The following is a 12,444-nucleotide window of genomic DNA, read 5'->3' on the forward strand; positions in this document are numbered from 1 at the left end:
AGGGTCTACAGCTAGACCTCAAAATTGATTGTATGCGGAAAAGGAGTTGTATAAATTTTGACTCGTCGGAAGGGGTTTAATTTCTGCAACTGAATGTCGGTAATAAATAGAGTAATACGGGATATAAAATTATGAATAAAAAATTGATGATGGCAATGTTAGCGGCAGGTTCTGTACTCACTATGACCAATGCATTGGCAGCGGCCGGTACCGTTAATTTTAACGGAAATATTCTGGATTCTGCCTGCGACGTTGATGTGGCATCCCAGAATCAGGTGGTGGTATTGGGCGATTATTATAAAACGGAATTCCCGACAACCGGGGCGAGAACGGCTGCGACGCAGTTTAATATTATTTTGAAAAACTGTCCGGTAACGGTCACCAATGCAAAAGTCCGTTTTGATGGCACGCCGGATTTAACCAACGCCAGCCTGCTGGCGATTGATACGTCCGTGGCGGGAGCGGCTACCGGGGTGGCGATTAACCTGATGACGGCAGATAAAGCCGATCTGCCGCTGCACGGCAGCAACAGCTATACCTACGCACTCAGCAGTACGGCTGATAATACGTTGAGCTTCTACGCGCAGTATATTTCCACCGCGGCATCCGTTACCGCGGGCCCGGCTAACTCGGTCGCGAACTTCTCTGTGGTGTACAACTAAGTCAATGGCAGTAATTAGCAGGGGGCCGCCTGGCCCCTTGTTTTATGAGGTAAAAAAATGCGTTTTATCACCACAACGGGCCTGGTTATGGCGCTGTTACCGCTGACGTTAACATCCGCCAGTGCAGGAGTAATTATTGGCGGCACCCGTGTTATTTTTGATGGGGCTAAAAAAGAAGCGTCAATAAATATTACGAATCCTGATAACGGTCCTTATTTAATTCAGTCGTAGATAGATGTTCAGGATGAACAATCGGGTAAAGCGCCTTTTATTATTACTCCTCCGCTGTATCGGCTGGACGGCGGACAAAAAAACCTCGAGCGTATTGTCATGACAGGCTCTCTGCCTCAAGGGCAGGAGAGTTTATTCTGGCTGAACATCAAAGCTATTCCGTCAGCCTCTAAGCAGATGAACTCGCTGCAAATTGCCGTCAAAACGCGCATCAAATTAATTTATCGACCAGAGGCTCTTCGTGCGTCTACCCCCGAGGAGCAGGCCAATAAATTAACCTGGCGTCGTGCGGGAAATACCCTTCTGGTTAATAATCCAACGCCGTACGTTATCAATTTCAATGAAATTACGTTGGGTAATAAGAAACTTGACGATGTCACGTATGTGATGCCTTCGGGCACAGCCCGTTTCCCGTTACCGAATGGAACCAGTGGCAATACGCTGACGTTTAAAGTCATTAACGATTATGGCAGCCCTGGTGAATTACACCGGGCCAGTTTGTGATCCTTACGCGTTAATCAGGTGCTCGTCATGACAACGGCATTGAATACAATGCAGCCTGCGCGCCTGGCAATATTTATTGCCCTCGCGCTTGCTGGTGTCTCTCCCACACTGTATGCCAGTGAGACGTTTAATACGGAACTGGTAGAGCTGGATAATCCCGGAATGGGGAAAGCGGATTTATCTGCCTTTGAATCCGGCTCGCAGGCGCCCGGGACATACCATGTTGATATTATTCTTGACGATCGGCTGCTGGAAACGCGGGATATTCGTTTCATGGCAGTGAAGGATGCTAACGGCAGTGAAACGTTGCAGCCGTGCCTGAGTATCGGGCAGTTAAAAGCGTGGGGCGTGAAAACGGCGCTTTTCCCGCAGCTCGACGCCGGGGAAGGAGAATGCGCCGATCTCAGGGCGATTCCACAGGCCAGCGCGGATTTCCAGTTTGGCGCCCAGCGCCTGGCGATCAGCATCCCACAGGCGGCCATAGACCTGCCAGCGAGAGGTTACGTTCCGCCGGATATGTGGGATGAAGGCATTACCGCGGCCATGCTCAACTACAGCCTGAGCGGGGCAAACAGCCGGGCAAGAAGCGGGGCAGGCACCCGCAGCGACAGCCAGTATGCAAACCTGCGGCCGGGGATCAACGTCGGTCCCTGGCGGTTACGCAACTACACCACCTGGTCCCGCGATGCGTCCGGCCAGGATAAGTGGGACAACGTCTACACCTTGATGCAGCGCGCGATTATTCCCCTGCAAGCCCAGCTTACGCTCGGAGACAGTTCCGCGCCTGCCGATGTCTTTGACAGCATGCCGTTTCGCGGCGTCCAGCTGGCGTCCGACGACGATATGCTGCCGGATTCCCTGAAAGGCTATGCGCCGGTGGTGCGCGGTATTGCGCGAACTAACGCGCAGGTCGTGGTGCGTCAGAATGGCTATCAAATCTACCAAAGCTACGTGGCGCCGGGCGCGTTTGAGATCGCGGATATGTATTCCACCGGCGGCGCGGGCGATCTTGATGTCACGATCGTCGAAGCCGATGGCAGTGAGCAACATTTCACCCTGCCGTACGCTTCGCTGCCGGTCCTGCAACGGGAGGGGCGACTGAAATATGCCCTTACCGCCGGGCAGTATCGCTCGTATAACCGTAGCGTGGAGAAAACCCCCTTTGGGCAACTGACCGGAATTTACGGCCTCCCTCACGGGATCACGCTCTATAGCGGCGTCCAGGGGGCAGATAAGTACCAGTCGGCGGCTCTGGGGATGGGCAAGAATATGGGCGATCTCGGGGCTGTATCCGCAGACGTCACTCAGGGCTGGTCAACGCCGGAGCATACCGCGAAAACAAGCGGTCAGTCGTGGCGGGCCCGATACAGCAAGAATTTTATCACTACCGGAACCAACTTTTCGATTGCCGGGTATCGCTACTCGACCCGCGGCTATTACGGGATGCAGGACGTCCTCGGTTCGTACGGCGACAGCAGCGCGCTTCAGGACAGGCGACGTAACCGTGCCGAGCTGACGATGAGCCAGACGCTGGGGGACAACCTGGGCGCGCTTACCCTCAGTGCGGCGCGGGAAGATTACTGGAATGACGGTAAGTCGATGGCTTCGTGGAGCGTCGGCTATAGCAACTACTGGCACAACATCAGCTATGGCCTGACATGGACCTACAGCAAAAATGTCCGCTCAGCGTCAGAAAACCGCAAAAGCCAAAAAAACGCTGACCACGACCAGCTTCTGTCGTTCAACGTCAGCATTCCGCTGGATAAATTTTTGCCGCAGACATGGGCTAACTATGGCATGAACGCCAGCAGCAATAACGGGACGACGCATAACGTCGGCCTGAACGGGGTGGCACTCGAGAACCGTGCCCTGAGCTGGAACGTCCAGCAGGGATATGGCACAGAGGGCGTGGGGAATACCGGCAACGTGAACGCGGACTATAAAGGCACCTATGGCGAAGTCACGGCAGGTTATGGTTATGACAAAAACAGTGAACGCCTGAATTACGGGCTGCAAGGCGGCATTCTCGCCCATGCTGATGGCATCACGCTTTCCCAGCCGCTGGGGGAGACCAGCGTCTTAATCAAAGCCCCAGGCGCCTACGACGTGGATATCCGCAATCAGCCCGGTGTACGGACAGATTTTCGCGGATATACGGTCGTGAGCAACCTTTCTGTCTACCGGAAAAACGATCTCACCCTCGACCCGGAAACGATGCCGGACGATGTCGAGCTGGAGATCAACACCCGCACGGTGACGCCGACGCGGGGAGCGGTGGTGAGAGCCGATTATCTGCCGAAGTCAGGTCGCCGGGTGCTGATGACCTTGACCGACAACGACCGCGCCGTTCCGTTTGGGGCGGTGGTCACCCTTGTGGGTGATGAAAGCGGCAGTTTTATTGTCGGCGATCGCGGTCAGGTCTATTTAACCGGGATGCGCGAGCAGGGAACGTTAGTCGCCACATGGGGAAGTCAATCCAGCCAGCAATGCCGCGCTGATTTCACGCTGCCGAATCACTCAATGTACGGTGGGATCGCTGATATGCGCGCCACCTGCCGTCAGGAACGCTAACATGAAATGTCTTAACTCGATGCTGCTGCTCTGTTTGCTCGCGGCGGGAAGTATCGCTCGTGCCGGTACCTGCACCACCATCATCCCGCAGCTTTCCACCCTGTCCGTGGGGACGATCAACGTGCAGCGCGATGCGCCTGTCGGCACGGTGGTATTTTCCGGCGCGGCGTCAGCCACAGGCTCCTATCTTACCGGGTGTACGAATCCGCTGATGCTGGGATTCAGCATGCGCTACAACAGCGCCACGTTGAGCAGCTACGGCAACCATGTTTACAACACGAACGTCAGCGGGATAGGGATACGCTTTTCCTCCAACGGCTATTTTGAAAACCCGAGCAATACGTTCTCGTACAATGCGCAGACCTCCTATGTGGACTGGTACGGCGGGAGGATTGAGCTGGTGGTGACCGGCCCGGTCTCATCGGGGGCATTAACCCCGGGGGTGATTGGCGTCGTGACGCTTCAGGGAAGCGACGGCCTCTACCGTGACGGTCTGACCACGCAGCTCACCTCCGGCAACATCAATGCCCTGGCGTGCACGGTGAATACGGCCCAGCTGACGTTTCCGATAGGGGATATTCCCGCTTCGGCGTTCGGCACCGTGGTGGGCACCACGCCAGCGGGAGCACAGAACACGCAAAACCTGGGCTTAACCTGCGCCGCCGGAACCAATATTACGGTCTCGCTCAGTGGAATACAGAATCCGGACAGCGCCAATACCAGCGTGATGGCCTTAACCGGGCAGGGAAATGCCGGCACTGCAAAAGGGGTGGGGGTGCAGCTAATCTATAACGGTGCACCGCTGGCGATGAACAGCCGACTATTTTTGCGACAGTCTGCCGGGGGGCAAGAGACGTTGCCATTAACGGCCCGATATTACCAGACGTTAACCCGCGTGGAGTCAGGTTCAGCGAATGCCTCCGCCACTCTGAATTTGACCTACTAGTAGCAGGTAAGAAGATGAAAATAAGATGCAGGACACTGCTGTTACTTGCCTTACTCAGCGGGAAGGTATGCTCCGCTGATAGCGTCAACATCGGTGTGACGGGAAATATCGTGGCGTCGCCATGCATATTTAATGGCGGCAATAACAATCTCGATGTCAATCTGGGCAATATTCAGGCAACCAATATGGCGACGCCGGGCTCAACATCGGATCCGGTGCCTTTCAGTCTGCTGTTTACCCAGTGCCCAACGGGAACGCAGAGTGTGACCGTCGCTTTCACCGGCAGCCCCGATCCTGAGGCGGGCGCGGACTATTTTATGAACAGCGGTTCGGCCACACATGTGGCGATAGCCATGCGCGATGCCCAAACCGGTGCGCTTAAAGGAACAGGCTCCAGCATGACCCAGACCATTGCCGCGGACAGAACCGCGACATTAGCTATGCTGGCCTCGGTAAAATCCATGACGGGGGGCGCCACGCCGGGAAGCATCCGCGCGGTTGTGGTGATGACGATGCAGTACAACTGAATGCCGGTGATAAGCCTTTTTTAAAGACGTTGGTGTGAACTATGTTAAATATTCTGATTCAGGAAACGGATCTGTTTTTTCAGGCTGGGCTACAGAGCTTTTTCGAAGATTTTTTTAAGCATAACTTTCATCGCTCCATCACTTTTCACCTGGCGCTGACCAATGAAAACGTCAGCCAGGCCGATATTATTGTTCTTTCATTATGTCAGGGGGAAACGCTGACCTGTTTTCCGGAATTACTGGCCCGGCAAAAAGGAATTGTGATAGGTCTCGTCGACGATGAGCTGCGCTTTTCGGCGCTGCCTTCCTGCTTTCAGGACATTATTTTTCTTCCTCGCCGGGCATCGCTTGATCGTATTAGCGGCGTTCTGTTTATTGCGTGGTTCACGACGCAATTACCGGGTTACACCTGGAATAAAAAGACCTGTTTCGACTGCCAGCATAAAGGGTTATCCCGGCAACAAATTCGTATTCTGGTCAATTTTTACCGAGGGCTGTCGGTAGTGCAGACCGCTCAGGCGCTGGAGATGAGCGAAAAAACGGTCTTTACCCATAAATATATGATGATGCAAAAATTTAATCTGCGAAGCGATTACGAGCTGATCGTACTGTTGAGAAGGCTGATGGAGAAAAAGAACCGGCCGAACCTGCTTCGCGATTACCTGGAAAATAATTATGCACAACAAATAGCCTGAAACGGCAGCGGATAGCTGGCCGGGCAGCGATAGCCGCCACCCGGCAAGCATTTAAACGTTAACCGCAGCGATCAACCGCGTCTTCATGGTCTGGTACGCGGAAGCCGCAAAATCCTCCGCCCAGCGCTGGTCCTCGATTGCCTCAAGCTGCACGGCGCAATACTTCGTTTCCGGCGTTCTGGAGATCGGGTCGAGATTATCCTGCGTCAGCTCATTACAGGCGCCAATCCACCACTGGTAGGTCATATAGATTGCTCCCGCATTGATGCGCTCGCTGATGCTGGCGCGGGTGATCACTTTACCCCGGCGTGAACGTACCCAGACCAGCTGGCCTTCGGCAATCCCCCGTTCATCCGCGTCGGCCGGGTTAATTTGCACCCGGCCCGGCTCGTCGGCCAGGCTTTGCAGCGCGGCGCAGTTCCCGGTCATGGAGCGGCAGGAGTAGTGGCCCACTTCGCGCACTGTGCACAGTACCAGCGGGTAATCCGCATCCGGTGTCTCCGCCGGGGCGCGCCAGGGGGCGGCAAATAGCTGGCCTTTGCCAGTGGGGGTGTCGAACTGATTATCCTTGTACAGGTAGGGAGTGCCGGGATGATCGAGGGTTGGACAGGGCCACTGCACATGACCCATCTCGCCCATTTTTTCGTAGGTCACGCCGTAGAAGAGGGGGCACAGCTCGCGCATTTCGTCCCAGATCTGCTGGTTATCCTCGTAATGCATGGGATAGCCCATTTCCGTGGCCAGCAGGCTGATGATCTCCCAGTCGCGCCTGACATTGCCGCTGGACTCAATGGCTTTGCCGAAACGCTGAAAGCCGCGATCGGCACAGGTGAACACACCGGCGTGTTCTCCCCATGAGGTGGCAGGGAGCAGCACGTCAGCCAGCTCTGCCGTTTTGGTCATAAAGATGTCCTGAACCACCACAAAATCGAGCGCCTCAAAGCCGCGGCGGACCAGACCCAGATCGGCTTCTGTCTGAAGCGGATCTTCCCCCATGATGTAATACGCTTTGATCTTACCTTCCAGCGCGAGATGCGGCACTTCGGTGATACGCGTTCCGACGCGATCGTCCATCCGGTTGACATTGATTTTCCACGCATCGGCAAATTTCAGTCTGACCGCCGGATCAGTGACGTCCTGGTAGCCGGGGAACATATTGGGCAGAACACCCATATCGCAGGCGCCCTGAACGTTATTTTGCCCGCGAACCGGCCCCACGCCGACGGCAGGGCGGCCCAGATTGCCGGTCAGCAGTGCCAGGCTGGAGAGACCTTTCACCACATCGACCGCCTGACCAAACTGCGTGACGCCCATACCCCACATCACCGTTGCTGAAGGCGCCGCTGCGAACATGCGCATTGCCTGACGAACATCCCGCGCGGGGATCCCCGTCAGATGTTCAACCTGCTCGGGTGCGTAATCTTTTACCGTCAGTCGGTACGCCTCAAGCCCTTCTGTAAAGCGAGCAACGTAGTTTTTGTCGTACAGTTCCTCTTCAAGCAGGACATAGCCAAAGGCATTGACCAGCGCCATGTTACTGCCATTTTTTAACTGAAGATGAAGATCGGCAATGCGTGCCGTTTCAATATGACGCGGATCGCAGACAATGATTTTAGCGCCATTTTCACGTGCTTTAAGCACGCGTCGGGCGACGATGGGGTGAGAGTCGGCGCAGTTATAGCCGAATACCAGCAGGCATTTTGAGTTTTCAATATCGTTAATGGAATTGCTCATGGCGCCGTTGCCGAGGGTCTCCTGTAAACCGGCAACGGACGGACCGTGACAGACGCGGGCGCAGCAGTCGACGTTGTTAGTATTCAGCACCGCACGGGCAAATTTTTGCATCACATAGTTGGTCTCATTGCCCGTTCCCCGCGAGGAACCCGTGGTCATAATGGACCGAGGGCCGTACTGATCTTTGATGCTTTTAAGCCTGTAAGCGGTATAGCGAATGGCCTCTTCCCAGGTAACAGGGGTAAAGGCCTCCCCTTTGCTGTAGCGGATCATGGGCTGCGTCAGGCGGGGGGTAAGCAGCCGAGTATCATTAAGAAAGTCCCAGCCGTAGAACCCTTTCAGGCAAAGCGTGCCCTGATTAGTTACGCCATCAGCGGCTTCGGCACGGATAATCCGGTTATTTTTAACGACGAGGTTAAGTTTGCAGCCTGCACCGCAGTAGGGGCAGACGCTGGCGATTTTTTTCATCAATAACAGACCTGTTAAGAAATGAAGCAATGTTTACTGGAAAGCCCAGTCCCTTAGCGGACTAAGCAGGATCCATGCCAAATTCGGCGTGCTTGATTAACAGGGCGTTAGGGGAGAGAGGGCGTGTCATCGTCAGTCCGTTCGTCAGAATTGACGATGACACGCTATCCGAAGAGATGGGAAGAGTGAGGCGTTAAAGATCGTCCATGGTGTAACCGACGACAATTTCCAGCGTCTTGCGGATCACATCCGCCTTAACGACATCGTCGGTGGATTCCAGCGTCTGGATCAGCCAGAGAATGATCGCTTTGTTGGTCAGATGACCTTCGGAAGCAAGAACACAACGAACCGCAGTCGAAAAAATGGCAGACTCTTCAGCAAAGCGATCGCCTGCGTGACGGAAATACTCCGACAACGCGCTATCTAAAAAGGCGGAGTGGTATTCGGGTTGAAGCTGAATATTTTGTCTCATTTGTTCTCACCGTAGCTGTAAAGTTGTAGTCAATGTATCTTTTTGGGATCGGACGGTTTTCCATTTCCAAATAACGGCACTACATTGTCTCGGTTATTTTTGAGAGATCCCTCTCTCTGAATTCGTCCTTGTGCGGTTCTGCGACCTTTAAAAGCGACCGTGCCAGAGCTGATTTCAGCTATCACCCTCGCTAATGTCTCCCGCCGCTGGGGATCCGTCTCACAGGCTTGCATGTTACGCAGACGCTGAACCAAACCCTCGGTCGTTACAGGACCGCGCTCCTTCAAAAGTGAAAGAGCGGCTTCTCCAATAAGCTGGTCGATCAGTCTGTCCGCATCACTGCTGTTCATAACATTAACGTTCGAAGAGCAGGCCAAGAAGCATGTGATAATGATGCTCCTCTTCCGGGCCATTGGCCTTTTCAAGGCGACTTAACAGTTTTGTGCAGAGCGATTTGCGATTCAGATTCCGCCCGTCGCTAAGGATTTCAACAACAACCTGACCCAATGTTTCCTGTTGGGTTGGAAGCGCGGCTTTTTCGAAGTACTGCGCAATTGCTGTTGCTGTGTCTGCGAGGTGTCCGTTCTGCTGCATGTTTCGCTCCTGTAAATTTTCGTAATCAGTAACGTTACATTTAAGGTATACATAATTTTCAAATCTGTACATTAAAAATGTACAATTTTTTAAATATTTTATAATATATTTGATAAAGTATATATTTATCATATGGTTATATGTATACAGCTTACTGCTAAATTCACAAAATATATTGTACAATTCGAAGTGGCGTTGCAGAGTTGTACAAGCCCGGAAAAGGCGCAAAGAAGTCATGTAAATTGTTGAGATGTAAATTATTTATTGGGTAATTAATGTGCTATAACAGAGTTCTCCCCACGTGTTTTCGTGGTCACCCCCTCAATCTTCAGGATTAGCATGCTCACAACCATTATTTACCGCAGTCATATCTGCGAGGACGTTCCAGTGAAAGCGCTGGAAGACATGGTCGCTGCTGCAAATTGTAGAAATCGCCAGTTCGATGTGACGGGGATTTTGCTGTTTAACGGCACACACTTCTTTCAGTTACTTGAAGGGCCCGCTGATAACGTTAAGGAGATCTATCAGCTCATCTGCCGTGACCCACGGCATCACAACGTGGTCGAATTATTAAGCGATCACGGGCCTTCAAGACGTTTTGGCAACGTAGGTATGGAGCTCTTTGACCTTCGTCAGTACGACACCGACGAAGTGCTACAAAAGGTACTCGATAAAGGCACAACCCGCTATCAGCTGACCTATAACGATCGCGCCCTACAATTTTTCCGCACCTTCGTTGAGGCCACTGAAAAAGCCAACTACTTTGAGCTGCCTCCGGCTGACGCCTGGGAGTTTGTCACCGAAAACACGCCATTATCCTCCCAGCCAACGGTAGTGGCAAAGGGCGCGGACTGTAGTTTCGCATTTCAACCTATCGTCGATCCGTTTATGCAGCAGGTGGTTTCCTGGGAAGCCCTGATCCGCACGCCGTCCGGTGAGTCCCCGGAAAGCTACTTTGCCAACCTGTCGCGTGAGGCGCTGTACGAATCGGATCTGAAGAGTAAGCAGGTGGCTTTGTCGATGGCCAGCGCGCTGGGCCTACAGACTCAAACGTTGTCCATTAATCTGTTGCCGATGACGCTGGTCAATGTTCCTGGCGCCGTCGATTTTTTACTGACGGCAATTGAGGCGAACGGTTTTGTGCCGGAGCAAATTGTGGTCGAGTTCACCGAGAGCGAGGCGATCTCGCGCTTCGAAGAGTTCACCAGCGCGGTCAGACAGCTTAAAAGCGCCGGGATCAGCGTGGCCATCGATCACTTTGGCGCGGGATTCGCCGGTCTGCAACTGCTGGCCCAGTTCCAGCCGGACAGAATCAAGATCAACCGTGATTTGATTGCTAACGTGCACAAGAGCGGCCCGCGTCAGGCAATCATTCAGTCAATCATTAAATGCTGCGCCTCCCTGGAAATTCTGTTCTGTGCGGTAGGCGTAGAGCTAGCTGAAGAGTGGATGTGGCTGGAATCTGCCGGGATTTCTCAGTTCCAGGGTCACCTTTTCGCCAGCCCGCGTCTGGGGGGCATTCCGGCGATTGCCTGGCCCGAGAAAAAGTACGATTTATAAAAAACCTGTACGTAACTGTTAAAAGTGACCTGTACGTACGGCTAAATTTATACAACAATATATTAACGAGTGAGTGGTTCTTTGAGCCATTCACTTGTCTCAGAACGAGGAGTTAGTTATACAAATGATTTGTACAATCTGATAAGGTTGGTTTGGTTAGGTATGGAAGTATTGTGCGTGAGGGAGTTAATGGCCTATTACAGTATCGGCGAAGTGGCCGAACGATGCGGTATCAACCCCGTTACGTTGCGTGCCTGGCAGCGCCGTTATGGATTGTTGAAGCCGCAGCGAAGCGAAGGGGGCCATCGTCAGTTTGACGATGAAGATATCCTGCGTATCGAAGAGATCAAACGCCTGATGAAAACGGGTGTTTCGGTCGGTAAAGTAAAAGCGCTTCTTGAAAATACAGAAGTGATGACTCAGGGGAACTGGGCATCGTTTCAGGAAGAGATGTTAACCGTTCTGCGCTATGCCAGCCCGGCAAAACTGCGCGCTAAAATCGGCGAGTTCCGCCGTGACCATGCGATGGATGTTCTGATAGATAACATCATCACCCCTGTGCGGCAGCGAATGAACCAGGACCAGAATACGGTGCGTCACATGGCGAGCCTGCTGGACGGTGTCCTGATTGAGTTTGCCGTTGCAAGCCTGGGTGAGTCGCGAAAAAAAGCAGGTAAGGATGCGCTGCTGATTGGGTGGGAGTGCGACGACCGTACGCATTTGTGGCTGGAAGCGGCCCGTCTTGCCTACAAAGGCTGGCATATCGACGTGCTGGCTGAGCCGATTGATTCTCCGCGTCCGGAACTCTTCCCCGGGCAAAAAATCTTCGTCTGGACCGGTAAAGCGCCTACGCCTCGTCAACAGGAGCAGCTCGACCACTGGCGTGAACAGGGTTTCGCCGTTTCGATCCATCACTGATGTTAAGGGGGCCAACGGTAAACCGCCAGTGCGGGATTTTGCCTTCTGGCGATACGACAGGGGTATCCGCGAAGATGCATAGCATCAGTACCCCTGTCATATCGTCGGTTTATTCCATCATCAGGTTGTCTGAAATATTCATGCTAGCCACGGATTCAACTTTCCACGCGCCATCTTCCTTGACCATGCAGTCAATCACGGTGTGATCCCGCTTTTTCCCGAATGAGATATAAACCTGCATACAGGCGGCATCGTAATCCAGCGCCCGCGCACTGACGATGTCCCAGTCATCTTCATATCCCTGAGCCTTGATGAACATATCGACGTCAGGCACGTCATATTCATCTGGATCCAGCTTATCCATGGCTTTGAGTTTGCTGATAGTTTCGCGGGTTACATATGGCCTCAGCGCTTCATAGTTTTTCAGGGGCTCTTTCCCGATAATAATTTGCGAGATGTACCACTTATTAAACTGAAGGGCAGCGGATACCTCAGGGGGGAACTTCTGTGCAGCGGATGCGAGAGTGGGCAGAAGCAGGATCGCCAGAATTATTTTTTTCAT

The 12,444-nt window shown here is 53.2% G+C and carries 12 protein-coding genes and 1 pseudogene; 8 read left to right on the plus strand and 5 right to left on the minus strand.

Features of this window, described 5'->3' with window-relative positions:
• Positions 1–131 precede the first annotated feature (131 nt).
• From ACOTXD_RS12160 to ACOTXD_RS12185, 6 genes and pseudogenes are all read left to right on the plus strand, one after another.
• Positions 132–662, plus strand: coding sequence for a fimbrial protein (locus ACOTXD_RS12160; RefSeq protein WP_022650915.1), 531 nt, complete (start codon positions 132–134; stop codon positions 660–662).
• 57 nt (positions 663–719) lie between these two features.
• Positions 720–1,397 (plus strand): annotated as a pseudogene (locus ACOTXD_RS12165) (molecular chaperone).
• Between the two features lie 27 nt (positions 1,398–1,424).
• Positions 1,425–3,968, plus strand: coding sequence for a fimbria/pilus outer membrane usher protein (locus tag ACOTXD_RS12170; protein ID WP_126501171.1), 2,544 nt, complete (start codon positions 1,425–1,427; stop codon positions 3,966–3,968).
• 1 nt (position 3,969) lies between these two features.
• A complete protein-coding gene (locus ACOTXD_RS12175; RefSeq protein ID WP_421766420.1) occupies positions 3,970–4,914 on the plus strand; it encodes a fimbrial protein in 945 nt (314 codons plus the stop codon).
• 14 nt (positions 4,915–4,928) lie between these two features.
• Positions 4,929–5,441 carry a fimbrial protein gene (locus ACOTXD_RS12180; RefSeq protein WP_022650916.1) on the plus strand — a complete coding sequence of 171 codons (513 nt, stop codon included), beginning with the start codon at positions 4,929–4,931 and terminating at the stop codon, positions 5,439–5,441.
• A 41-nt stretch (positions 5,442–5,482) separates the two neighbouring features.
• Positions 5,483–6,136 carry a helix-turn-helix transcriptional regulator gene (locus ACOTXD_RS12185; RefSeq protein ID WP_061856775.1) on the plus strand — a complete coding sequence of 218 codons (654 nt, stop codon included), beginning with the start codon at positions 5,483–5,485 and terminating at the stop codon, positions 6,134–6,136.
• Positions 6,137–6,187: 51 nt separating this feature from the next.
• On the opposite strand, the gene fdhF is transcribed toward ACOTXD_RS12185, so the two are convergent.
• The 4 genes from fdhF to ycgZ form a co-directional block, all read right to left on the minus strand.
• A complete protein-coding gene (gene fdhF / locus ACOTXD_RS12190) occupies positions 6,188–8,338 on the minus strand; it encodes a formate dehydrogenase subunit alpha (RefSeq protein WP_061856774.1) in 2,151 nt (716 codons plus the stop codon).
• 193 nt (positions 8,339–8,531) lie between these two features.
• Complete coding sequence (locus tag ACOTXD_RS12195) at positions 8,532–8,810, minus strand: biofilm/acid-resistance regulator YmgB/AriR (protein ID WP_003857748.1); 279 nt, start codon at positions 8,808–8,810, stop codon at positions 8,532–8,534.
• 29 nt (positions 8,811–8,839) lie between these two features.
• Positions 8,840–9,160, minus strand: coding sequence for a hypothetical protein (locus tag ACOTXD_RS12200; RefSeq protein WP_032658210.1), 321 nt, complete (start codon positions 9,158–9,160; stop codon positions 8,840–8,842).
• Between the two features lie 4 nt (positions 9,161–9,164).
• Complete coding sequence (gene ycgZ, locus ACOTXD_RS12205) at positions 9,165–9,404, minus strand: regulatory protein YcgZ (protein WP_003857747.1); 240 nt, start codon at positions 9,402–9,404, stop codon at positions 9,165–9,167.
• 339 nt (positions 9,405–9,743) lie between these two features.
• Between ycgZ and ACOTXD_RS12210 the strand changes: the two genes are divergently transcribed.
• Positions 9,744–10,964 (plus strand): diguanylate phosphodiesterase, encoded by a 1,221-nt coding sequence (locus ACOTXD_RS12210; RefSeq protein WP_003857746.1) that lies wholly within the window; start codon positions 9,744–9,746, stop codon positions 10,962–10,964.
• Positions 10,965–11,153: 189 nt separating this feature from the next.
• Complete coding sequence (locus ACOTXD_RS12215) at positions 11,154–11,882, plus strand: MerR family transcriptional regulator (RefSeq protein ID WP_003857744.1); 729 nt, start codon at positions 11,154–11,156, stop codon at positions 11,880–11,882.
• Positions 11,883–11,991: 109 nt separating this feature from the next.
• On the opposite strand, the gene ACOTXD_RS12220 is transcribed toward ACOTXD_RS12215, so the two are convergent.
• A complete protein-coding gene (locus tag ACOTXD_RS12220) occupies positions 11,992–12,444 on the minus strand; it encodes a DUF3828 domain-containing protein (protein WP_061856175.1) in 453 nt (150 codons plus the stop codon).

It is taken from the genome of Enterobacter cloacae complex sp. CDL013 (assembly GCF_049238805.1).
In the GTDB taxonomy this organism is placed as follows: Bacteria; Pseudomonadota; Gammaproteobacteria; order Enterobacterales; family Enterobacteriaceae; genus Enterobacter; species Enterobacter hormaechei_C.